Source organism: Xanthomonas sp. NCPPB 1754 (assembly GCF_041475725.2).
Taxonomy (GTDB): Bacteria; Pseudomonadota; Gammaproteobacteria; order Xanthomonadales; family Xanthomonadaceae; genus Xanthomonas; species Xanthomonas euvesicatoria.
The window spans coordinates 934,492-958,838 of record NZ_CM192982.1 but is presented as its reverse complement, the minus strand read 5'-3'; the positions used below and the strand labels follow the sequence as shown (position 1 = coordinate 958,838).

The window sequence follows — 24,347 nt, the reverse complement described above, 5'->3', positions numbered from 1 at the left end:
TGCAACCGACACACGGGGCGTGTATCATCCGCACCCATCTTTTCATCCGAATCAAGGGATATAAGCCTGATGTCCAGCTACCTGTTCACCTCCGAATCGGTCTCCGAAGGCCATCCGGACAAGATCGCCGACCAGATCTCCGACGCAGTGCTGGACGCCATCCTGGCCCAGGACAAGCGCGCCCGCGTGGCCTGCGAGACGATGGTCAAGACCGGCGTTGCGATCGTGGCCGGCGAAGTGACCACCAGTGCCTGGATCGATCTGGAAGCGCTGACCCGCAAGGTCATCCTGGACATCGGCTACAACAGCTCCGACGTCGGCTTCGACGGCGAGACCTGTGGCGTGCTCAACCTGATCGGCAAGCAGTCGCCGGACATCAACCAGGGCGTGGATCGCAAGAATCCCGAGCAGCAGGGTGCGGGCGACCAGGGCCTGATGTTCGGCTATGCCACCAACGAAACCGACAGCTTCATGCCGGCGGCGATCCACCTCTCGCACCGCCTGGTCGAGCAGCAGGCCAAGATCCGCAAGAAGAAGAACTCGGCGCTGTCGTGGCTGCGTCCAGACGCCAAGTCGCAGGTCACCCTGCGCTATGAAGATGGCGTGGCGACGGCGATCGATGCAGTGGTGCTGTCGACCCAGCACGACCCGGGCGTGAAGCAGAAGGACCTGATCGAAGCGGTGCGCGAGGAAATCCTCAAGCCGGTGCTGCCGGCCAAGTGGCTGCACAAGGGCACCAAGTTCCACATCAACCCGACCGGCAAGTTCGTGATCGGCGGCCCGGTGGGCGATTGCGGCCTGACCGGCCGCAAGATCATCGTCGACACCTACGGCGGCTGGGCGCGTCACGGTGGCGGTGCGTTCTCCGGCAAGGATCCGTCCAAGGTGGACCGTTCGGCTGCCTATGCCGCGCGTTATGTTGCCAAGAACGTGGTGGCCGCCGGTCTGGCCGACCGTTGCGAAGTGCAGGTCTCCTACGCCATCGGCGTGGCCGAGCCGACCTCGATTTCGGTCACCACCTTCGGCACCGGCAAGATCGCCGACGAGCAGATCGAAAAGCTGATCCGCAAGCATTTCGACCTGCGTCCGTTCGGCATCATCCAGATGCTCGACCTGATCCACCCGATGTATCAGCAGACCGCGTCTTACGGCCACTTCGGCCGCAAGCCGAAGGACTTCACCTACACCGACGGCACCGGCGCGCAGCACAGCGCGACCTCGTTCTCGTGGGAAAAGACCGACCGCGCCGACGCACTGCGTGCCGCCGCCAAGCTGAAATAATCGCCCCGCTCCTGCGAGAGCTAGGTAGACGCATAACGACTGGGCCGCTGATGCGGCCCAGTTGCGGTTTTGGGGTCGTCGGTGGGTTGCCCACGCCAGGAAGTGGCAGGTTGCGAAGGCTTCGGCTAACGGCGGACCCGCACGCGTACGGGCGTGACGAAATAGAGTCTCTTTCCCCGCGTGAGAGAGATTGGGATGAGGGTAAGGGGCGAAGCCACTCACCTGCCGGATAGCACGTGGCTGCGCACGCACCCTCATCCGCCCCTACGGGGCACCTTCTCCCGCCTTGCGGGAGAAGGGACAACGACGCCAACCGCCGCTCAAGCCCCTCTCCCCGCGGGAGAGGGGTTGGGGTGAGGGTACGGGGCGAAGCCACTCACCTGCCGGATAGCACGTGGCTGCGCACGCACCCTCATCCGCCCCTACGGGGCACCTTCTCCCGCCTTGCGGGAGAAGGGACAACGACGCCAACCGCCGCCCAAGCCCCTCTCTCCGCGGGAGAGGGTTGGGGTGAGGGCACGGGGCGAAGCCACTCATTTGCCCATAGCACGTGGCTGCGCACGCATCCTCATCTGCCCCTACGGGGCACCTTCTCCCGCCTTGCGGGAGAAGGGACAACGACGCCGCCGCCGCTCAAGCCCCTCTCCCCGCGGGAGAGGGGTTGGGGTGAGGGTACGGGGCGAAGCCACATGCCATGTGGACCACCGCAGAACAGCGGTCGCGAACCTGTTGCTACCGATCGAGCTGTAACTGCTGTTCGAGCGCCATCGCAAAATCCGCCAATGGGCAGGCCATGCGTTGCTCCGGAGCGCACAAGCCCAGCGATAGTTCCTGCTGCAGCGGCGGATGGGCCAGATCCAGCGGTACCAGCGTGCGCAGTTGATCCAGCGATTGCGCCAGGTAACGGGCGCGCACGAGCTGGCGGCCGTCGCTCTCGCGCCAAAGGCCGAGCACCAACGCGCCGCCCGGCGGTGGATCGTCGGCGCCGTAGCCGGGCAGATGAAAGTGCACGCCCAGCAAACTGCTCAACGCGGCGATATGCGTGTCACTGCCGACGAACACCGAGACCTTCGGCGCCTGCGCGTCACCGAAGCGTTGCAAGACCTCGCGCGCCAGCGGTGCGCCAGAACGCGAGGCCATGTAGTGCGGCCGTGCGTAAATATCGAACAGCAATGCATGCAGGCGTGAGACCTGGGCCAGGCGCTCGGGCGTCGCACGGCCCCAACCGACCTGCGACAGCGGCAGGCCTTCTGCGTATTGCAGCAGCAACACCTCGCCGGTGCCGGAGGTCAGGTCAATTGGCCCACCTAACTTGAGCCCGCGCCCGTTGGCCGACGGCGCCAGCGTCGAAGGCATCTGCGCGAACTCGCACGGCGTCCGCGTGCAGCCCAGAATCTGCTGCAATGCCTGCAGCTCGGCAGCATGGCCTTGCAGCAAGGCGGCAGGGCCTCCGGTCTGTTGCTGGATCGATGCGACCGCTGCCGCCGCATCGAACGGCACCGTGCCGGCCTCGATCGGTCGAAACAGCGGATCGTTGCTGCCAGCCTCCCGATGCCCGGCAAGAATGCCGCAGCCGGGTGTAAGCGCGTCGGCCAGCAGTGCGCCGCTATCGATGGTGCGTTGATCGGTATTGGCCCACACCGACACACTGCCGGTTACCGGGCAACCGTTGCTCGGCAACAACGCCTGCTGCACCAGCCACTGACGCAGGTACTCGCCACTCAAGCGCACGCCTTGGCGACCATGCGGAGTGAGCAGGCTGGCGGGCGTGGACCATTGCGGCCAGGGTTGGTCGGCATAGTGCGCGGCGGCGGCCTCGCCTTGCAGCGGTGCGCGCACGCCATGCCGGAACACCACCACCACGCGCTCCAGTTGCGCGGCCTGCGTCGATGGCGGCGCTCCGGTGCCCACCTGTTTGCCGGCGGTGCCTGTCGCTTGATCGCCACCGTGCGCTGTGGAGCCGCGCGCGGTGGACACGCTCGGGATCGACGTGGTGCAGCCGCCCAACGCCAGCGCAGCCGTCAGTACCAGGCACAGCACGCTGCCGGTTGCCACTGGCGTACTACGGGGCGTGCCAGACCTCGGTGCAATGCCGACGCACTGCCTGCGCCTGGCCTGCCGCGCAGGTGCCGCGATCCCCATCGCGGCACCTGCGCTCGCGACAACGCGGGCGGCCCATCGCGGCTCCCCACCGCTGGCCGACGGCGCGCGTTGCAATGCCCACTGCTCCGTTCCACCGCAGGCGCGTGCACGGCCTGCGCTATGCATCGCGTCCGTCATGACATCTGCATCCTGCTGCGCACCTGGAAGGTCGTCGGATGCGAATCGTGCGCGATCAGAACACATACTTGGCGGTCAACAGGCTGGTCATACCGGAATCGACGATGTCGGAAATCGCATCGGTGTCATGGCCAACGTGCGCCCAGTAGCTGTGCTGTTTGGTGAGGTTGGCCACCGACAGATCCACGCGCAGGTGATCGTTCGGTGCATAGCCCAGATGCAGGTCCACGCGGGTGATCGGCTTGATCCACAGGTTGTCCCAATTTGCGCCCTGGTTGAGATAGTCGTACACCGACACGTATTCGCCGGAGTAGTGATAGCTCAGGTTGACCGACCACGGCCCCTTTTCGTAGAACAGCTCCGCATTGGCGAGCAGGTTCGGCGCGTTCTGGATACGTTCGTGTGCGAAGCCTTCTTCTCCCAGGTCCACGCGCGTGGTCTGGCGGGTGATGTTGGCACCGATGCCGAAGCCGTCCAGCGGTGCGGGCAGGCCCTGGAAGGTTTGCCGCACGGCCGCTTCCATGCCCAGCACGCGACCGTCGCCACCGTTTTGAGGACGCACGAAGCGGATATTGCCGCTTTCGCTTTCGCCGGCATTGGCGGCATTCGAACCGCTTTCATAGATGTAATCGGTGAGGCGCTTGTAATAGCCGGCCAGCATGGCGTGGCCGCCGCTGTCGTTCTGCCATTCGCCCGACAGGTCCACGTTGAGCGACTTGATCGGTTTCAGATCCGGGTTGCCTTCGGTGATGGTGGTCTGGCCATCGCTGGAGATGTCGGTGGAGCGGCCGCCGCCCAGCTGCACGAAGGCCGGGCGCGTGTAGCTGGTCCACACCGAGCCGCGATACACCGCGCCATCGCCATCGGGCCGGTAATTGACGAACACGCTGGGCAAGGCGACGTTGTAGCGCGTGTGGTTGTTGGCGAATGCACCGACCTGCTCGGCACCGTTGATGGCGGCCGGCTGCGCCCAGAACGTGTTGGTGATGGCGGTATGTTCGAAGCGCACGCCCGGCAGGATTTCCCAGTTGCCGGTGCGCAAGGTGGCCATTGCATAGGCAGCGCTCACCGCTTCGGTTGCGCGCATGGTGTTGCAGTTGAGATTGTTGATGGCCAACTGGCCGCAACTGTCGAAACTGGCAGGGGTGAGGGTGCGTGCGATCAGGTCGTTGAGCGCTGCATTGCTCAGGCGCACGGTGGGAAACGCGTATTGGCCTGGATAGACCGCATCATAGCGCTGCGCGATCAGGCCGGTATCGCGCAACAAGGTGCCGTCGGTGTACTTGGCATTGGTCCAATCGCGATCGGTGAAGCTGCGCGAGCTGTCGACATACTTCACGCCAAAGGCAATGCGGCTGAGTAGCCCCGCATCGAAGTCATAGGCCACATCGAACTTGCCGCCGCCCTTGTCCTGGCCGCTGTATTGCTTGGAAATCTGCCCGGTACGTCGCGCATACAGGCTACCCACGTCCGAGGCCTGCGCCTGCATGGCCGGGGTGAGCAAGGGAACCGGGAAACCGTCGCCGTCGTAGCTGATGAAACGGTTGGCGCCATAGGCAAAGTTGGTCGAACTGTACTGGTCGTTGCGCGCGGAGATTTCCACGTGATCCGGCCGGTCGTTATTGCCGGTGCCGTAGAAGATGTTGGGGGCGAACGTCCAATGGCCGAGCTGCTTTTCTGCGCCGAACTGCACGGTGGCAAGGTCGGCCTCTTCCGGGTTGGTTTCGTACCAGTAACGCACTGCAACGCGGTTGATCTGCGGCTGATACACCCCGCTGCTGCCGATTTGCGTGAAGCTGACATTGGCCGGCACGAACTGCGTGTAGCCGGTGTTCTGCTCGGTCTTGGCAAAGGCGTAGGTCATGCGTGCATACAGATGCAAACTGGGATCCACACGCCAGTCGAAGGCCGCGTTGCCGCCGTAGCGTCGGGTCTGCCCCTGCGAGTAGCCGATATTGACGCCGGTGCTCTGCAGGACCTCTTGCGGGTCGGCGCCTGCGGCCAGATTGCCGCTGGCGTCGGCACGTGCGAATTTCCATGCGCCATCGTTGCGTGCAGCCGAGGCAGAGGCCACTTCGCTGTTCACGAAATGGCGCTCGTCGTAATACGCACTGACCGACACACCGAACTGCCCGGCATCGCCGAAACGCGCATGCCAGTCGCCGGCTGCGCCGCTGCCCAGCCCGGAATCGCCGTAGTCGCGTGCACGGCTTTCCAGGCGTCCACTCAAGGTCACGCTGCCGCCCTGGCGATCGGGCGAATCGAATGCGCTGGGCGTGCGGTAATCAATGGTGCCGCCGATCGCATCACCGTCCATGTCGGCGGTGGAGGTCTTGTTCAACACGATGGTCTGCAGGCCCGACGGCGGCAGCAGGCTCAATTGCACGCCGCGGCTGTACGGCATGCCTTGCGCGACGTTGATGCCGTTGATCAGGTTGACGTTGTATTCGGCATTGAGGCCGCGCACCGATGAAAACATGCCTTCGCCGCGCGCGGCGCCGTCGATGCCGCCGAAATACGATTGCCCGGTATTGATCACGTTGACGCCCGGCATCAGGCCCAGCGCTTCGGCGACGTTGTGCACGGCAGTGGTCTTGAGATCGTCGGCCGACAACACGTTGACGGTATTGGTGGCGGCCATCTGCATGTCGGTCGCGTTATAGCGCGTGGCAGCGACAGTGACCTTGTCCAGCGTGGCCATGTCGCCCTGTGCGGGCGTGGTGGCCTGCGTCTCCTGGGCCGCGGCATGGCCGCACAGGGCGCACAACGACAAACACAGCGCCTGCGACAACCGCGAAGGACGCAACAGCGAGCAACGAACGATCATGATCCAATCCGATGAATGCAGCAGCGCGCCATGGACACGCGCCAAGGCTGCGCCGCCGCGAATGTGGGGAAGCGAGGCAGCCCGCGCAGGCGGAACTGCATCACACCTGCAGGCAGGCGCCGCGCATGGTGGTGATGCGGTATGTCAGTTTGGTGACCGTGGTTGCGAACATGACAAATGCGCGCAACGCATGCGCAAGTCGGCACAGTCATTGCCGTATGGAGGCAAACATTGTCGACGCTGTGCGCTGCCTGCCTGGCGCATGCATCCACCGACAGCAGGGCATGCGCGCCGGCGAGGCGATGCCTGGACCCTGGATGCACGGGTCTAGGTGGTGGCGCAGACACACACCTCAATCATCTGACGGTTGCGCACGCGCCAACGGCAGGTGTGGCCGGCTGCCTTCGGCCGCCCGCCAGCCTGCGATCGACGCGCATTGCGGTGGCATGCAAGGCAGTCCGCACCAGCGCGCGGTCAAGCGCTCTCCCCTACCGTCACGCCTGCGTCAGGTACGCAGGAAGGTCTCCACCCGTCGATTGAGCTGCCGCCCGCCCGGATTGTCCTGGCCGTTGAGAGTATTGGGCGCCACCGGCTGCGATTCGCCATAGCCCTGCGCATTGGCCGACTGCGCGGCACCACGGGCGCGCAACGCTGCCAGCACGGCATTGGCGCGTCGCTCGGACAGCGCCTGGTTGTAATCGTCGCTGCCCTTGGCATCGGTGTGCCCGCGCACCTGCATGTCTTTTGCCGTGACCTTGGTCAGTGCGGCGCCCAGGGTGTCGAGCACGCGCGCCGCGTCGGGGCGGATGTCGGACTTATCGAAGTCGAACAGGATGCGGTCGTTCAAGGTGATCAGGTAACCGCAGGGTGCGCCGGGCGGTGCGAACTTTTGCAGCGGCGGGAAGCGGCCTGCTGGCGGCACTTTCGGTAGTGGCGGCATGCGCACTTCGCGCGGCGGCGTACCGACCGTGCCGGTGCCGTCGCCGTGGTTCTGCACCAGGCCATCGGGACCGTTCCAGGTGCCCGAGCCATCGGCGTTGATGGTGACCAGCCCGCGTGGCCCGTTCCAGGTGCCGCTGCCATCGCCGCGATTGTCGACAAGCCCGCTTTTTTCGCTGTTCCAGGTTCCGGCGCCCTTGCCGTCCAGACTGATCAAGCCGGCCGGGCCGTTGTAGGTGCCGCCACCATCGGACTGCACATCGATGAGCGCCCCACCGGACCCGCCTTCGCCGATCGCATTGATGGTACCGCTGCCGTCGGCATTGACGTTGACCAGCCCGCCCTCGAAGTTGGCGGTGCCACTGCCGTCGGCCTTGAGATCGAACAGACCGCCCTCGCCATTGCGCAACAGGTTGCCGTTGGCGTCGACGCTGGTGATGCCGGCATCGGTGATCAGGGCACCGCCATCGCCGCAGCGTGCCGGGGCGACGCTGACGCCTTGGATCGGGTCGAGAATGTCCTGCAGCGATGCTTCCAGTGCACGTTGCGCGGGAGTGACGCCGACGATCTCCGGCACCACGATGGTGGGGATGGCCGGAAATTCCGGTGCGGCCTGGTCGACGGCCGCTGCAGCGTTGGAGGTGCCTGCAGGCTGCATCGGCGCAGCACCCGTGGCACCGGCAGCAGTGGTTGCATCCTTTGGAGCTTCGCCACGCCCGCATCCGACCAACAACACCGGTACCCACAACATCGCCGACACCTTGCGCATCGCCTCTTCCCTGTTCGAGCCTGTACGAGACCCGCCTGATAGCACGGTCGCGGTCAACATGGCGCTAAGACCGGCAGCTTTCACGCTGCATGCCGGTGCCGCCAGTGGAGCACGCGAAACGGCAGCCGCCCCACCGGCAGGCTAGCGATCCGGCGCGTGCGAGGCCTGCTGCTCTGCCTGCAACTGCACATGCAGGATGCGACGAATTTCCAGAATGGCCTGCGGCGTTTCCTGCACGCTGTGCCAGGAGGTCACCACCAGCTCCGAGGCCGCGCCGTCCAGATGCGCGCTGCGATACGGCACCAGGCCGTCGTCGGAATCGGCCAGCGGCACCTGCGGTTTCTCGCGCCCGATGATGGTGTGGTACTGCACGTTTGGAGAGATCGGCAGATCCATCGTGGCACGCACGAACGGATCGGTGTCGCGCAGGTTGTCGATGCTGGTGGGCACCAACGCGCGGCCCTTGCGGCGGGGAGCGCCGCCCGGATCGTCGCGTTCGCTGTTGGCCAGGTCCTGCATCACATCGCCGAAGCGATCCAGCAACGCGCCCGGCAAACGGACCAGCTTGCTCACAAACCGCCCCAGCCCGCCCTCGGCCAACGGCGTACCGCGATGCGGCGCGGCGATGAAGATGGCGCGGTCCACTTGCGGCATCGGCGAAAAGTGCAGCAACGGCCACAATTTGGCGCGGATGCGCGCGCCGCGTTCGCCGTCCAGCCGGTAGTTCTGCAGCAGGGAATCCCACAATTGCTCGCCAGAGGACGACACCAGCAGCCGCCCGATCACCCCGCCCATGCTGTGCCCGACCAACACCATGTCGTGCGACGCGATCGCACTGCCGGACGGATCGAAGTGCTGCAGGCTGCGTTCCACCAGCGACTGGATTTCCGCACGGTTGATCGCCATCGGCGCGTTGGTCGGGTAATACACCTGCCAGATCTGGTAGCGCTGGCGCAGCGTTTCATCGCCCATCACTTCATTGGCCACGTTGACCCAGGCCTCCGGGCTGCTGGCCAGACCGTGCAGCATCAGCAGCACGCGTCGGTTGGGATCATAGGGCTGCATCAGATACAGGTGCGGACGATCGATACCGCGTGCGCTGCCCAGCATCGACCGCAGCGACTGCTCCGCAAATCCGGATTTGGCCAGCCACAATCCATACGCGGCAGTGAAGTTGCCTGCCAGCGGCACGCGTTGGCCATGCAGCACCACTTCGCTCTGGCGATACGGGTCGTACGGCACCAAGGTGACCAGGTGGCTGCGCAACACCTCAGCAAGCGTCTCGCCCTCGAAACGCAGCAAGATCGTTGCCGGCGCGTACGGCATTTCGCTGAACGTCGGCAACGGGCGATCGGGCGCCGCACCCGCCGCGACGGCCTGCTGCAATGCTAGCCCGGCGGGGTCGCCAACCACTTGCGGGTCCACTTCCGCGACCAGCTCGGCGCCGAATCCATCGCGCCGGTAGGTGCTGCGCAGGCCATTGAAGCGCAGCGCCGAGGCGGCGAAGATCGCACGTGGCGTATTGCCGTCGCCCGGCAGCCGGTAGGCGGACAGATCGACGTCGAGCTGCCAGCGCCCGACCGTGGTGGATGCCGGAGTGGTTTCGCCGGCTTGCTGCGATCGTGCGAACAGGCGCTCCACCACCTGCTGCACGGCGTAATTGTAGTAATCGCGCACCTGCGACTGGCGATTCTCGAACGCCCGCGCACTGGGCGCACGCGCGGTGAAGAACAGGTACGCATACGCATGCCGCGCGGCCTCCAACCAGGCCTCCACCGCGGCATCGCTCATCGTGGTGGGGTTGCGCCCGCTCAGCGCGATGGCGCGCGCGGTCCACAGTTCTGCCTGCGTGGCCAAGCGCCGCTCATCGCCGATACCGGCCTCGCTGGTGAGCTGCTGCAGGCACGGCAGCGGCGCAGCGCGGCAGGCCTTGGGTTGCAGGCCGGCAACCTGCAAGGTTTCGCTGCCGGACTGACTCAATTCACCGGTGCTCAGCACATCGCCACGCGTTTGCGCGATGTAGTCGCCGCTGTTGCGCGACTGCACCGTCACCATGGCGCAGCCGCTCAACCACATAGTTGCCAGCACTCCCGCCAGGAATGCAGCGGCACGCGCTCGGTGCATGCGCGGCCTCATCGCGGCGTGGTCGCGGTTGCGCCTGGCGCCGGCGCCAGCGGCATGCCGGCACGGATGCGCGCAGAAAAATCCGCGGCCTTGTCGGCGGAGATCGCACGCGCGGTGAAATGCCCGCGCTGCTTCAAGGTGGCGAAGGGATAACCGGGCATCAGGCCGTGATGGTCGTAGGCGTATTGGTCGACATAGCCGGACAGCAGCAGGCGATGATCCAGCGGCAGTGTGGGCTGCAGTTGCCGCACCAGCGCGAACACAATGGTGGTGCAGTTGCTGGTAAGCGTGTTGTAGAACGCCGGCTTGCGATCGAGTTCGTTGGCCAGTTCCACATATCCCATGAACATGCGGCGCAGCCCGGCCTTGGGAATCGCCAGGCGATACAGGTACATGTCTTCGCCACGCACGTTGGTGCGCACGCGCAGGATGTCGCGTTCGTCGGCGGCGACCAGGGTTTCTTCGAAACTGCGAAAGAATCCGCCCAACGCGGAAAACGCTTCGCCACGTTCCTTGCGGATTTCCAGCGAGAACACCACGTGCGAACCATCGTCGAAGCCGAACGACACCAGCGTGTGCGCGATCGCCGGGCCCATCCAGTACGAGAGCGCAAGATCTGCGCTGACCAGGCGGTTCAGATCGTATTGGCGCGTCTCCCAACGCGGCACATAGTCGGTCTCGCTGCGCCAATCGAAGTTGCGCACGTTGTGCAGGGTGACGATGTCGCCGTGCACCTGCGGCTGCAGACGCTGGGCGACATCGTCGGCCCAGTCGCGGTCCTGGCTGGGCTGCATCAGCCACCACGACACCGCCAGCACCACGAACGCGGCGCTGAAGATGCCCACCAGGGCCCAGTTCTCGCGGCCACGACGTACCCCCCACAACGCTGCCACCGCCATCGCGCACCACGAGGCCACCCACCCGGCGCGTACGAGGGCGTTGCCAGCCAGTGCGTAGTAGATCGCCAGGCCGCCCCATCCGGCGGCCAGCACCAGCGCAGTGCGCAGGGCCCAGCGACCGATGCGGGCGCGTGTGGCCGGTGTCATCGCGTGCCGCCTTCGGGTACCCGCATGCCCAGCGCATGCATCAACAGATCGGCCGAGCGATGCGCAAGCCGCTTGCGTTCGGCCTCATCGTTGCCGCGCAGACAGCTGCCCAGCATGTCGATCACCAACAGCACCTGTTCCTCGTCGACATCGGCGCGGCACAGCCCGGCGTCGCGGGCGCGATGGACGAACGGCAGGAAGATGCCGACCGCCCGCCGATCTGCCGCCTCCACCGCCGGATGCGCGCGTTCGATCGAGCGCCAGAAATCCACCAGCGGCGAAGACTGGGCGATGTGCTCGGCGACATCGTGCAGCAGCACCGCCAGGCCATCCGGACGGTCGGCGAGGTCGGCGGCAAGGCGCTCCAGCCCATCCAGGCCACGCACCATCAATGCAGTCATCAGTGCCAGCCGGTCGGGGAAATTGCGATACAGCGTGGCGCGCCCCAGACCGGCGCGCTCCACCACCAGCTCCAGCGGGGCATTGACGCCGTGTTCGCTGAACACCTCGTCGGCGGCATCGAGAATCTGCCGGCGGCGCAGCGCGGCATCGGGGCGGGACGTCATCATGCCGACATTATCGGACAGATTTGTCCGGTTACGCCAGAGTCCGCTTGCCGTTCGTGCGCGCTCTCCGACCAACGGCGTGATTGCCGTTGGCTTGCGGTGGTCTGTTCCCTACCCGCCCCTGCAGCCGGCCATGCAATCAGCCGGTGTTCTGCACGCCCTGCGAGACGCCGTTGACGCAGGCCACCAGCGCACGCAGCAGCGCTTCGTCTTCGCCATCGGTGGCGCGCCAGCGTTGCAGCAGATCCACCTGCAGCACGCTGATCGGGTCGATGTAGGGATTGCGCAGACGGATCGACAACGCCAGCCGCGGGTCGTGCTGCAACAGCGACTGTTGTTGCAGCAGCGCCTTCACCCAGGCCTTGGTCAAGGCAAGTTCGTCGCGAATCAGCGGGAAAAACCGCGTGTGCAGGTCGCCGGACAAGCGCGAGAACAACTCGGCGATATTCAGGTCGCCCTTGGACAACACCATGGCGATGTCGTCCAGAAAGGTGCGGAAGAACGGCCAGTCCTGCGCCATTTCGCGCAAGGTGTCTTCATGCCCGGCATCCACCGCCGCCTGCAGGCCGCTGCCCACGCCGTACCAGCCGGGAATCACCGCACGCGCCTGGCTCCACGCAAACACCCAGGGAATCGCACGCAGGTTGGACAAGGCCGCGTCCTGGCCCAGCCGCCGCGACGGACGCGAGCCCAGCGTCATGCGCTCGATCACATCGATCGGCGTGGCCAGGCGGAAGTACTGCATGAACTCCGGCGCGCCGACGAAGGCGCGATACGCAAGCGTGCTGCGTTCGGCCACCAGATCCATCACCGGGCGCCAATGCGCCTCGCGCGGCTCGGGCGCACGCGGGCGCAGGCTCGAGAGCAGCACCGCGCCGGTCATCTGCTCCAGCGAGCGCAACGCCAGAGCGCGGATGCCGTACTTGCGGTGGATCACCTCGCCCTGCTCGGTGACGCGCAGGCGGCCATCCACGCTGCCGCGCGGTGCGGCATCCAGCGCGCGGCTGGTCTTGCCACCGCCGCGCGCGATCGAGCCGCCACGGCCGTGAAAGAAGGTCAGCCGCACGCCCAATTCGGCGGCCGCTTCCAGTAGCTCGACCTGCGCGCGTTGCAGGCCCCAGCGCGAGGCGGCGATGCCGCCGTCCTTGCCGCTGTCCGAATAGCCCAGCATCACCATCTGCGTATCGCCGCGCGCGGCCAGATGCTGGCGATACACCGGGTCGGCCAGCAGGTCCTGCACGGTGCCGGTGCCGCCGCGTAGATCGTCCACGGTTTCGAACAGCGGCACGATATCCAGCGGCACCGCGCCGGCATCGTCGACCAAGCCACCACGCCGGGCCAGTGCCAGCACGGTCAACACGTCGGCGCGGTTATGCGCCATCGAGATGATGTAGCTGCCCAATGCATCGGCGCCATGGCGGGTGCGCGCATCGGCAAGCGCGGCGAATACCGCATCCAACCGTGCATTGCCTTCATCGTCCACGCGCGGCAAAGGTTCCTGCCCTGCGGCATACGGGCCGAGCACGGCAGCGCGCTGGGTGGCATCCTGCGCATCCCAATCGGTCTGGCCCAAGGCATCGGCCACCGCGCGCGCATGCACGCTCGATTCCTGGCGCACGTCCAGCCGCGCCAGATGGAAACCGAAGCTGCGCACGCGCCACAGCAGACGCCGCACCGCGAACCACCCGGCATGCAGGCCCTTGTTGGCCTGCAGGCTGTCCAGGATCAATTGCAGGTCGTGCTCGAGCTCCGAAGGTGCGCTGTAAGCGCCCTCGGCATCGTCCAGTGTGGCCTGCAGGCGCGCGCGCATCAGGTCGTTGAGCAGGCGGTACGGCATGTCGCCATGGCGCGGGCGCGAACGCGCGGCAGCATCGGGGAGCAGCGCGCGGTAGCGCTCCAGCTGTGCGGTGAGTTCGGCGCTCACCTGCACCAGCGTGGTCGATTGACTGAGCAGGCTGGCCAACTGCCAGAGTTCTTTCTGATAGCGGTCCAGCACCGCGCGCCGCTGCGCGTCCAGCGTCCCGGCGATGGTCTTGGCATCCACATTGGGATTGCCGTCCATGTCGCCGCCCACCCAGGTGCCGAAGCGCAGCAAACGCGGCAATGCCGGCACGCTGCCGTAGGTTTCTTCGATGGCGTGTTCCAGCGTTTCGTACATTACCGGGATGACGCGATAGAGCACCTGGGTGAGGTAGAAGCCCACGTGCTCGCGCTCGTCGTCCACGGTGGGGCGCACCGGCGAGGAATCGGCAGTCTGCCACGACGCGGTCAGGGCCATGCGGAAGCGCGCGGCGTCGCTGGCGCGTTCGTTGGGCGTGCGCATGCCGTCCAGGTTGTCGACCAGGCTGGCGACCATCAGCTGTTCTTTTTCCAGCAGCGCGCGCCGCACCGCCTCGGTGGGATGCGCGGTGAACACCGGCTCCACATCGATGCGCGGCAACCATTGGCTGAGTTCGTCCAGGGTCACGCCCTGCGCCTTGAGGCGGCGCAATGCGTCATGCAGGCCATCGGGCTGCGGCGTATCGGTGCCGCTGCGCTGGTATTCGCGGCGGCGGCGGATGCGGTGCACGCGCTCGGCGATGTTGACCACCTGGAAATAGGTGCTGAACGCCCGGACCAACGCTTCGGCGTCACGCGGCTGCCGTCCGGTGAGTTGTTCGCTCAGCGTGGAAGGTGGGGCATCGCTTTCGCGCCGCGAGATGGCGGTGGTGCGCACGCGTTCGATTTCATCGAGGAATTCCGCAGACACCTGCTCGGCGAGCAGATCACCCACCAGTGCGCCGAGCCGACGCACATCGTCGCGCAAGGGAAGATCGGGGGTAGCGAACACAAGACTGCTGCGGTACTCGTTCATCGGAAACGCACACCCTCTTCAAGCGCAAAGTCGTCGAAGACTAACCCAAAAGGATTAGATGATCGCGACCGGCACGACGGTTTCAACACCAACCATCGTGTGCTGGCGCACGTGGCGATGAATCTCGTCGTGGCGCGCTCGCGCGCGATGGGGCGTTACCGGTAATGCCCCATCGCGGGCAGGCCCGCTCCTACAGGTGATCGCGGCACCCATCTATACGGCTCGGCAGCCGTTGCCGGCAGCACATCAGCCACATCCTCATCCGCTGTAGGAGCGCATCCGGGCGCGACGAAGCTTCATCGGTAACGGCGCATCGCGCGCGAGCGCGCTCCTACCGTGCCAGCGCACCACCGATCAACGCGTGCGCATAGCGCCGGTCTCCTTTACCGGCTCGCCGACATTGGTCTTCAACCACTGCTCGCTCTCGGCCAGCATCTGCATGATCGATTGCCGCGCGCGGTAAGCATGCGATTCGTTGGGCAACATCACCAGGCGCGCCGTGCCACCCAGGCCCTTGATCGCGGCGAACATGCGCTCGCTCTGGATCGGGAAGGTGCCGGTATTGTTGTCGTCCTGGCCGTGGATCAGCAGCAGCGGGTCCTTGATCTTGTCGGCGTAATTGAATGGCGACATCGCCTGGTACACCGATTGCGCCTGCCAGTAATTGCGCTCTTCGGCCTGGAAACCGAACGGGGTGAGCGTGCGGTTGTAGGCGCCGCTGCGTGCGATGCCGGCCTTGAACAAGCGCGTGTGTGCGAGCAGGTTGGCGGTCATGAAGGCACCGTAGGAATGCCCGCCGATGGCGATGTGCTCGCGGTCGGTGACGCCACGCCGCACCACTTCGTCCACCGCGGCCTGCGCATCGGCGATCAGCTGCGGCACATAGGTGTCGTTGGGTTCGGCATTGCCTTCGCCCACGATCGGCATGCTCGGGTTGTTGAGCACCACATAGCCGATCGCCAGAAACGCCTGCGGCCCCCAGTAGCTGATCGCGTTGAAACGGTACGGCGAATCGGTGACCTGGCTGGCGGTGTCGGCGCTTTTGAATTCGCCCGGGTAGGCCCACATCAGCAACGGCCGTGGCCCGTCGCGCTTGGGGTCGTAACCGGGCGGCAGCAAGAGCGTGGCGGTGAGGTCCACGCCGTCGGCACGCTTGTAGCGGATCTGCTCCTTCTGCACGCCGCGCAATTGCGGCAGCGGGTGCGCGAAGTGCGTCAACGCGCGCGCCGCGGCGCCATCGCCCAACGACTGCACGACATAGTTGGCCGGTTCTTCCGGCGATTCGCGGCTGAGCAGCAGTTGCGTGGCCTGCGCGTCCAGCAGGGCCAGTGGCGCCGAATAGGTCGGCGCCTGCGAATGGAACAGCCGCGTGGCCTGCTTGCTGCGCAGATCGAATCGATCGACGAACGGGCGGTCGCCCTCCGGCGAAGCACCTTTGCCGAACAGGAACAGGCTGTTGCCGTCGCTGCTGGTCTGCAGCAGCGGGCGGCCCTTGCCGTCGGCCACCGTCGTCGGCGTGCCCGGGTCCTTGTAGCGGTCCTGCGAGGAGCGGTCCCACAACAGTTCGGGCGCGCGTTGCGGTTGATCCGGTGCGATGCGCCATTGCTTGGTGCGGCGGGTCTTCCACCAGCTTTCGCTCAAGATCGCCAGATCGCCGCGGCCCCACTGGATGCCTTCGAATCGGCTGCCCAATTGCGCCAGCGTGACCGGCGCGCGGTTGAACGGCGCGGCCTGCATCCGCACCGCGTCGCGGACTTTGCTCTCGCGTGCCGGGTCGCCACCGTCCTGCGCTTCAACCCACACCAGCGTGGCCGGTGCATCGTGCCGCCAGGCGATGTCGCGTACGCCGGTCGGCACCGCATCGTTTCCGGTCGGCAGGCCTTCCACCAATGGCAGCTGCGCGATCTGACGCACCAGTTTGCCCTGCAGGTCCAGCACCTGGATGCGGCGCGGAAAGTTGTCCACCGGCACCAGATACGAAAACGGCCGCTCGCTGCGTTCGCTCAGGATGTAACGGCCATCCGGCGACACCGACAGGTTGAGATAGATGCCTGGCGTGGCGATCGGGCGCACCTGCCCGGCCACCGTGACGATGATCGGCTGGCCGGTGGCGTAGTACTCGAACACGCGCGCATCGGCTTCGTTGCGCAGCAGGTCCTGATACGTGGGCAGCGAGCGCACCCCGGCAGCCGCACTGGTCTGCTGGGTCGCCGGGCCGGTCGGGGTCGCGTCGCGGGTCGGCGGTGTGCCCTGCCCTGCAACCTGTTGCTGCAACAGCAAACCACTGCCATCGGGCAACCAACGCAAGTCGTCGTTGACGCTGGTGTTCAAGCCGGCCAGCAGCCGCCGCGCCTGCCCGGCCGCCACGTCCACCAGCCACAGTTCGTTGGCGCCGCTGGCGGCATCTTCGCGGCGGAATGCCAGATGGCGTTGGTCGGGCGACCAGCTCAGATCGGCCAGCGACAACGGGGAGGGCAACCCGGCGATCTGCCGCTCGCTGCCGTCGGCCACCGACAGCAGCCACAGCTTGCTGGCGAACGAAAAGCGGCTGGCCGCAAAGGTCTTCGGATGGATGCGCAGGCCGGCCAGCTTCAGCTCCGGCTGGGCCACCTCGGCGATGTCCGGCAGTGCGGGCATTTGCAGCATCGCAGCCAGATCGCGCCTGGGCGAGAGCTGCAGCAGCGGCGCACGCGGGGCATCCACCACCGCCTGCAGCGCCTTGGACGGCAGTTGGTAACTGCTGCCTGGCGCGGGGCCTGGTGGAGCGACTGCCGCGTTGGTCGCTGCCGCGCGAGCCGTCCCGGCCATCACCGGTGCGCTCAATGCCAGCACCCCTGCCAACGCCCATGTGTGCTGCCGCAAGCCTTGCGCATGCCGTTTCGCCCGCATCGTCCGTCCCCGCTGATGATCGACTCCGGACCATAGCAGCCGCCTGTCGGCCGCTCCCCTGCCGTTGGTAGGGGGTCGGCCGCAATTCATGCCGCGCGAGGGTGCTGCCGATATAATCGGGCACTCTCGTCGAGGGGCGCTGCGACCGGTAGAGCGGACTGATCCGCTCACTGCACCACAGGTGCAGGTACACGGCCAGGCTCGACCAGCAGTTACCGTTCAACGGCGCCCGGCATTGCAGACATTCGTTTGCCTACCGGAGCCATTGCATGAACGCTGTCACAAAGATCACCCCGCATACCGACTACAAGATTGCCGACATCTCCCTGGCCGATTGGGGCCGCAAGGAGCTGGACATCGCCGAGCACGAAATGCCGGGCCTGATGTCGATCCGCCGCAAGCATGCGCAGACCAAGCCGCTGAAGAACGTCCGCATCACCGGCTCGCTGCACATGACGATCCAGACCGCCGTGCTGATCGAAACGCTCAAGGACATCGGCGCCGATGTGCGCTGGGCCTCGTGCAACATCTTCTCCACCCAGGACCACGCCGCCGCTGCGATCGCCGCGACCGGCACCCCGGTGTTCGCCTGGAAGGGCGAGACGCTGGAAGAGTACTGGGACTGCACGCTGGACGCGCTGACCTTCACCCTGCCCGACGGCACCCTCACCGGCCCGGAGCTGGTGGTGGACGACGGCGGCGACGTCACCCTGCTGATCCACAAGGGCTATGAGCTCGAGAACGGCAGCACCTGGGTGGACGAGCCGGCCTCCTCGCACGAAGAGGGCGTCATCAAGGCGTTGCTCAAGCGCGTGGCCGTCGAGCGCCCGGGCTACTGGGGCCGCGTGGTCAAGGACTGGAAGGGCGTCTCCGAAGAGACCACCACCGGCGTGCACCGCCTGTATCAGATTGCCGAAGCCGGCAAGCTGCTGATCCCGGCCATCAACGTCAACGACTCGGTCACCAAGAGCAAGTTCGACAACCTCTACGGCTGCCGCGAGTCGCTGGCCGATGGCCTCAAGCGCGCGATGGACGTGATGCTGGCCGGCAAGGTTGCCGTGGTCTGCGGCTACGGCGATGTCGGCAAGGGCAGCGCCGCCTCGCTGCGCGCCTATGGCGCCCGCGTGATCGTCACCGAAATCGACCCGATCTGCGCATTGCAGGCGTCGATGGAAGGCTTCGAAGTCAACACCATCGAATCTACCCTGGGCCGTGCCGACATCTATGTCACCACCACCGGCAACAAGGACATCATCACCGTCGAGCACCTGCAGGCGATGAAGGACCAGGCCATCGTCTGCAACATCGGCCACTTCGACAACGAGATCCAGGTCGATGCGCTCAAGGCGCTGAAGGACGTGCAGAAGATCAACATCAAGCCGCAGGTGGACAAGTACGTGTTCCCCAATGGCAACGCGATCTTCCTGCTGGCCGATGGCCGCCTAGTGAACCTGGGCTGCGCCACCGGCCACCCGAGCTTCGTGATGTCCAACTCGTTCGCCAACCAGACCCTGGCTCAGATCGACCTGTGGGAAAAGCGCGACACCTACGAGAAGAAGGTCTACATCCTGCCCAAGCACCTGGATGAAGAAGTTGCGCGTCTGCACCTGGAAAAGATCGGCGTGAAGCTGACCACCCTCACCAAGGACCAGGCCGATTACCTCGGCGTGCCGGTGGAAGGCCCGTTCAAGCCGGATCATTACCGCTACTGAGACGTGGGCGCATGTTCGCCCATCCTCGACAGTGTCAATCAACGGGCGCCGCAAGGCGCCCGTTGTGCTTCAAGGCCATGATCGGCACGACGTCGAAGCTGAATCTGCGCACGCGTTGCACTACGCGTTGTCGCCTGCGCTGTGGTCGGCCGAACGTGACAGACCGCGCGGCGGCCAGGGCCACGACACGCCGACATTTGCTGCAGCCGCTATTGACCGATCTTCGCCGATGGCACTGTCAGCCGCGTGCGCTCGCCTCGTCCGTATCCATCGCAGCAGGCTCATACACGGAGATCTGGCTACGGCTGCACGCAGTGTAGGGCTGCCCGCTCCAATCGCCCCATCTGGCCCGCAAGCGCAAGCCGGCGATCCGTGCCATCAGATCCAGCTCGGAAGGCCAGAGGTAGCGATAGCGATCGTTGAAGACGCGGGTCGCCGACTCCCCGATCATCACGATGCGCTGCTGGATCAGCTGCCGGGCCGGATCGGCGCTGGAGCACATCAGCATCACCGGCACCTCGCCCTCGTCCAGGGCCGGCGCCTCCAACGACCTCACTTTGCCGTCCGCCAGCAAGGTCTCCGCCTGCGGCACCATCGTCTGCAGGACGAACACGCCGGACGTTGCCAGGCGCTCGCGCACCGCGCGCAGGCAACGCAATTGGTCGTCCTGCGTCAACAGATAGCCGAGCGAATACACCGAATAGATCAGGTCGAACGGCCCGGCGACCGGGACATCGACAAAATCGGCGCAGACCAGGGTCAGTCGCTCTGCACCGGGCTTGGCACGCAGCATGTCCAACATGCCAGGCGAGTTGTCGATGCCGCAGACCGCCGCGCCGCCAGCCGCCAGCGGCAGCGCGATACGGCCGGTGCCGATCCCCAACTCCAGCGCCGTGCCACTGCCGACCAGTGCCGCCAATGCCTGCGCACACTGCGCTGCACTGGCAGCGGCCCAGTGGTCCCTCAGGCGATCGTAGTATTGCGACACCTGATCGTAGGCGTGCGCCGACGATGCATCCATGCCCCTCTCCGCGAAAGAGTCGCTGGCCACCCTAAGCAACCATCCCGGTCGTCGCATGCGCCGCCGACGCAACATCGCCGGTGGAGAGCCAATGCGCGCACTCGGTGCCAAGCTCGGCGACAACACGCTGGCGATAGGCCGCATCGACTGCCGGTGCCAGTCGGTCACGCCACCGCCCATTGAGACCTTGATTGAAGAAGGCTCGGCCGCCGTCGCGCCAGAAACCGGCGCCCTGTGGAACGTAGCGCGCCGCGTGCGCGCGCATGTAGTCCAGACTGCAGTGCGCCAGCACGCGCTCGCAGCACTGGGCATCCAGCGGGATATCCAGGAATGCGGCAATGCGCCGCACTTGCGCAGGCAGGTCATGCAGCAACGCGGCGTAATGCACCAGCAGCACGTTGTCGTAATCGCGCAGCGCCCACCAGGAACGCACGCCCTCCCAGAACGGCCACAGCGGCGCACCATCGGCGCGCATCCAGTTCTGGAAATAGTCCTCCACCGAGCACGTGGGCGGCGGCATGACCTTCAATTTACCGTTGCTGGAGGGCTCCGCATCCAGACGCGCCTGTGCATCCGCGCTGACTGCTCGCTGATGGTCGTACAGGCTCCAGACGATGTCGCGCGCATCGCGGCCGACGTAGAGATAGCGGGCGCGTTCGGATAGCACCAGCGCATCGGCGGGCAGATGGGTTTTCACGAAGCGGCGATGGCGTTGCTCGGCGAGCAGCCGCTGCTTGGTGGCCTTGTCCGGATACACCGAGTCGAACCAGGGCGACAGCCGCGAGACCTCGATCTCCTCGGCGCCGCCGAAGATCAGTTGCGCGACGATCTGCTGCACCCAGGTCGTCCCTGCCTTGGCATAGCTGGCGATGACGACATCGTCGTCGCGAAAGGCGAAGTCGTTCCAGACTGTCGAGTCGAAAAAGCGATTGGGATATTCGCGCTGCTTGGAGGGCATGCCCACATCGGCGTCCTGTCGGTTGTCATCGCATCGGGCTCATCGGATATGCACGAGTGAACACTTCGCAACCGCATGATCCGCATCCGCGCCTGGCTCCAAGTCCCGGCAAGACGGCATAACGTCTGCCGCACATCCGCACACTGCACTTGCAGCACATCGGTAACCTGCGGCAGCGCGCATCGCCGTCGCCGACGATGCGCGTGCATGCGGGCCATCCGGCAAAGCCTGCCCGGGCATTGCAGTCACTGCGTGTAGATATACGCCACCTTGCGCGGACCAAACATTTTTAGAATCTTCGAAAACACGAGTGACAGCATGGCTTTGGCAGTTTTCATCACGCGCACCTCTTCTGGAAGTTTCAGAAATGGCGAACTCTGACATTCGCCTTATTCAGGCTAGCAATAGTCATATGGCCAATCAACATTATGGTTGGTACTTTATTTTTAAAATCAAATTATCGGGCATGTGTCGCAGAATAAGCCACGCAATGTGCGTTTATCCGAACAGATCTTCGCGCAGGTACTCCAGATATTCGCGCACGTGTCGCTCGCGTGCGGCAACGTCGTCCGGCAGACGCAAGCCGCGCGTAAACCAACGCAGCCGCGGCCGTGCGTGCAAGTGTGGGTAAGGCTTGTGCGGCAGCGGTACGCCGAGGAAGCTGCATAGTGGCGCCCAGCCTTGCCGAGCCGAAAATACCAGCAGCCGTTCGGCTGGCACCGTATCGATCACCGCCTGATTCCAGCGATTGAAGTAGTCGACCATGAAGGCGCGGTCCTGACTGCGCCCGCCCATCTGCTGCTTCAAGAACGTACTGAATGTTTCGCCTTCGGGGCCGACGAAGGTGCTCTTTCTGCCCGGCATCAGGATGGTCTGGGTCACCGACTCGAACCAGCTGTCGGGATCGCGCACCGTCAGGACGACCTTGGCCTGCGGATATACCTCAATCAATTGCCGCCAGTAATAGCAACCAGGATGGTCGGTGCTCGAACGGTAGCCGGCGAAGATGGTCGACCAGTCTGCGGCACCGCGCTCGGCGGCATTCCACAGCGGCAGTGCCGTACGCATGTTCGCGGCGACCTCCGTGGCGTGATAACACGGTCCAAATCCCAAATGTTCCAGCGCGAACTTCAGCGACAGCGTCCCGGTTCGGCCTAGGCCAGCACCAAGCACTTCTAACGACATGGCGATTCTCCGATCCGTTACACGCAGGGCGGCAACCTAGCACGCAGCCGTGGCGTACGTCCCGGCATTGGCAGTCAGGATGGATGTGGCAACTACACGCGCCATGCGCGATTTAAGTGGCGGACAAGAACGCGGATCGCAACGACGCGCTCACCCGCGCCAATTGGCATTGCGCTCCCAGAACGCCACGCTACGCCGATATGCCTCGCGGTCCAGCGGCGTGCCCGAGCCGCCCTCTTCCACGCCCAGCGCATTGCGCAACATGGTGATCGGTGCCATCGGAATCTCGTCCGGCTCTGCGGTGTACAGACAACCCACCACACCCCAGTCTGCCTCGATGGGCGTGCCTTCCTTGGCCAACTGCTCACGGCTGTAGAGGATGGGCAGCAGATAGGCGGCCACCGGTGGCTCGACACCTTCGAACCAGCGCACCAGCACGGCCAATTCCTGCGTGCTGCGTGCCTCGTAGCCGGAACGCAGCAGGTGCCGGTTGTCTTCGGTAATGGGAATGGTGATGCAGCGGGTCGAGGTCCAGTTGCGGTGCACATGCAATTGGCAAAACGGCGCATAGCCCTCGATCACGCGTAGCGGCGCCTCGTCGTTGAGCCGCTGGATGAACTGCTCCGGCGTGCAGTCCTGGATGGCATTGCGACGCCCATCGCGCGGAAACAAGCGGGTGCGGGCGAACTGGGTCAGGACGATCGACATGAGTGGGGTATGCGGCGACAAAGAGCGCCAGGGTAGCGCGCAGGCGTTCGCACGACTACGTTGATCAGCATCAGCCGACCGCGCGGCGATCGGACTGGCCCGAGTGCCTGGCCTGGTTCCCGACAGTCACCGAACATGCACCGACAGCATGCAGGTACGCAGCATGCAGCGATGGCGCGCCTGCGGCGGAGCGGGAACCGTCCGCAATCACCCAACGCGGCCGTTCGCCGGCGCTACCAGATCAAATCGTCCGGCACCTTGAACTGGCTGTAGTACTCGTCATCGCTGTCGGCCGCAGCCGGCGCGCTGTTGCGTCCGTGGTCCAGCACCACCGCATCGGCATCGCGGCTGTAAACCTTGTCGGCGGCCGCACGCGGAATCAGCTCGAAACCATCACCGTACCGCACGATCACCAGCGCGCCGCTGGCCAACTGGCTGCGCAGCGTCGTGTTGACCAGCACGCTGCGGATCACGCTGCCGTCGTTGAAGCGGTAGTCGATCTCGCCTTCGCGCTTGACCTTGTTGGTCTCCACGATCTGCCGCACCTGCGCGAGCACTTCCTGCTGGCGCACCTGCACGTTGCGCTCTTGGGCCAGCGCACGATCGCGCTCGGCACGCTCGGCCTGCAGGCGCGCCGCATCGACCTTGTCCGTCGCCGCCGGCTGCACCGCCGCGCCCTTGGCATGGCGCTGTTTGACCTGCTCGCGCGCAACCTTGTCCACCTGGGCTTTTTTCACCAGGCCGGCCTTGAGCAGCTGTTCTTGCAATGGATTGCGCATCGGGAGGCCGGGCAGTGGACTGGCGACTAGTTTAACGCGGCCAGCACCGGCCCATCGTCGTGGCCGGGCCGAGCCGTTGGGATCGCCTGCAATCCAGATTGCAGCCATGCCGCTGCCAGGCGCAGCCAGCCGCAGGTTCGGGCTTATCGCCGCTGCGGCGGGCGATCGCTGCTCGGCGCGATGCGGATGCAGCGTACAAGCCGCGAATCGGCACCTCAGGCCTTGCCGCACGAGGGCAGCGCAGCGTGCAACGATGACGTGCACACTGCCGGCGGCGAACAGCGAAGCAGCTGATCTGTGTCACCCGCGACGGTCTAGCGAGATTGCGCCGGCCACGTTGCACGCGCCGCATGCTAACGATGAGCATTGCCTATCGCCAAGCCTTGATGTGACAAGGCAAGTGCAGGCG

15 protein-coding genes, 1 pseudogene and 1 riboswitch are annotated in these 24,347 nt (G+C 65.5%); of the genes and pseudogenes, 3 read left to right on the top strand and 13 right to left on the bottom strand.

Annotated elements, in window-relative coordinates; all coding sequences use genetic code 11:
- The first annotated feature begins 69 nt into the window (after nt 1-69).
- Complete coding sequence (gene metK, locus ACCQ15_RS04155; protein ID WP_005910819.1) at nt 70-1,281, top strand: methionine adenosyltransferase; 1,212 nt, start codon at nt 70-72, stop codon at nt 1,279-1,281.
- 732 nt (nt 1,282-2,013) lie between these two features.
- Here metK and ACCQ15_RS04150 read toward each other — a convergent pair.
- Together ACCQ15_RS04150 and ACCQ15_RS04145 are read right to left on the bottom strand one after the other, a co-directional pair.
- Nucleotides 2,014-3,627: a histidine-type phosphatase gene (locus tag ACCQ15_RS04150; protein ID WP_209261698.1), complete on the bottom strand. Its 1,614-nt coding sequence runs from the start codon at nt 3,625-3,627 to the stop codon at nt 2,014-2,016.
- Nucleotides 3,617-6,388 (bottom strand): TonB-dependent receptor, encoded by a 2,772-nt coding sequence (locus tag ACCQ15_RS04145; RefSeq protein WP_127167635.1) that lies wholly within the window; start codon nt 6,386-6,388, stop codon nt 3,617-3,619. The genes ACCQ15_RS04150 and ACCQ15_RS04145 overlap by 11 nt, the downstream gene beginning before the upstream one ends.
- On the opposite strand from ACCQ15_RS04145, the pseudogene ACCQ15_RS04140 reads away from it, so the two are divergent.
- Nucleotides 6,387-6,719 (top strand): annotated as a pseudogene (locus ACCQ15_RS04140) (hypothetical protein). The gene ACCQ15_RS04145 and the pseudogene ACCQ15_RS04140 sit on opposite strands and share 2 nt — an antisense overlap.
- 174 nt (nt 6,720-6,893) lie before the next feature.
- Here ACCQ15_RS04140 and ACCQ15_RS04135 read toward each other — a convergent pair.
- The 6 genes from ACCQ15_RS04135 to ACCQ15_RS04110 all read right to left on the bottom strand — a co-directional run bounded on the left by ACCQ15_RS04135 (nt 6,894) and on the right by ACCQ15_RS04110 (nt 17,575).
- Nucleotides 6,894-8,096, bottom strand: a complete 1,203-nt coding sequence (locus ACCQ15_RS04135) for an OmpA family protein (RefSeq protein WP_496561803.1) — start codon at nt 8,094-8,096, stop codon at nt 6,894-6,896.
- Nucleotides 8,097-8,237: 141 nt separating this feature from the next.
- Complete coding sequence (locus ACCQ15_RS04130; RefSeq protein ID WP_136733603.1) at nt 8,238-10,232, bottom strand: esterase/lipase family protein; 1,995 nt, start codon at nt 10,230-10,232, stop codon at nt 8,238-8,240.
- The gene (locus tag ACCQ15_RS04125; RefSeq protein WP_011346446.1) at nt 10,229-11,266 is read right to left on the bottom strand and encodes an Lnb N-terminal periplasmic domain-containing protein; all 1,038 of its coding nucleotides are present in this window, start codon (nt 11,264-11,266) and stop codon (nt 10,229-10,231) included. The genes ACCQ15_RS04130 and ACCQ15_RS04125 overlap by 4 nt, the downstream gene beginning before the upstream one ends.
- Nucleotides 11,263-11,835 carry a TetR/AcrR family transcriptional regulator gene (locus ACCQ15_RS04120; RefSeq protein ID WP_218504905.1) on the bottom strand — a complete coding sequence of 191 codons (573 nt, stop codon included), beginning with the start codon at nt 11,833-11,835 and terminating at the stop codon, nt 11,263-11,265. Before ACCQ15_RS04120 ends, ACCQ15_RS04125 begins: the two co-directional genes overlap by 4 nt.
- A gap of 136 nt (nt 11,836-11,971) precedes the next feature.
- Entirely contained in the window at nt 11,972-14,686 is a 2,715-nt protein-coding gene (gene ppc / locus ACCQ15_RS04115) for a phosphoenolpyruvate carboxylase (protein WP_014089409.1), read from the bottom strand.
- 354 nt (nt 14,687-15,040) lie between these two features.
- Nucleotides 15,041-17,575 (bottom strand): S9 family peptidase, encoded by a 2,535-nt coding sequence (locus ACCQ15_RS04110; RefSeq protein ID WP_506187852.1) that lies wholly within the window; start codon nt 17,573-17,575, stop codon nt 15,041-15,043.
- 125 nt (nt 17,576-17,700) lie between these two features.
- Nucleotides 17,701-17,813: riboswitch (S-adenosyl-L-homocysteine riboswitch) on the top strand.
- A 31-nt stretch (nt 17,814-17,844) separates the two neighbouring features.
- Between ACCQ15_RS04110 and ahcY the strand changes: the two genes are divergently transcribed.
- Nucleotides 17,845-19,287, top strand: a complete 1,443-nt coding sequence (gene ahcY, locus ACCQ15_RS04105; RefSeq protein ID WP_031421135.1) for an adenosylhomocysteinase — start codon at nt 17,845-17,847, stop codon at nt 19,285-19,287.
- Between the two features lie 238 nt (nt 19,288-19,525).
- Here ahcY and ACCQ15_RS04100 read toward each other — a convergent pair whose 3' ends face one another.
- From ACCQ15_RS04100 to ACCQ15_RS04080, 5 genes are all read right to left on the bottom strand, one after another.
- Nucleotides 19,526-20,308 (bottom strand): class I SAM-dependent methyltransferase, encoded by a 783-nt coding sequence (locus tag ACCQ15_RS04100; protein ID WP_372381242.1) that lies wholly within the window; start codon nt 20,306-20,308, stop codon nt 19,526-19,528.
- Nucleotides 20,309-20,339: 31 nt separating this feature from the next.
- Nucleotides 20,340-21,272, bottom strand: coding sequence for a sulfotransferase domain-containing protein (locus ACCQ15_RS04095; protein WP_372381241.1), 933 nt, complete (start codon nt 21,270-21,272; stop codon nt 20,340-20,342).
- A gap of 492 nt (nt 21,273-21,764) precedes the next feature.
- A complete protein-coding gene (locus tag ACCQ15_RS04090; protein WP_005910850.1) occupies nt 21,765-22,451 on the bottom strand; it encodes a sulfotransferase family protein in 687 nt (228 codons plus the stop codon).
- Between the two features lie 150 nt (nt 22,452-22,601).
- Entirely contained in the window at nt 22,602-23,159 is a 558-nt protein-coding gene (locus ACCQ15_RS04085; protein ID WP_372157085.1) for a DUF3228 family protein, read from the bottom strand.
- A 233-nt stretch (nt 23,160-23,392) separates the two neighbouring features.
- Nucleotides 23,393-23,938, bottom strand: coding sequence for a DUF2058 domain-containing protein (locus ACCQ15_RS04080; RefSeq protein ID WP_039417995.1), 546 nt, complete (start codon nt 23,936-23,938; stop codon nt 23,393-23,395).
- Between the last annotated feature and the right edge of the window lie 409 nt (nt 23,939-24,347).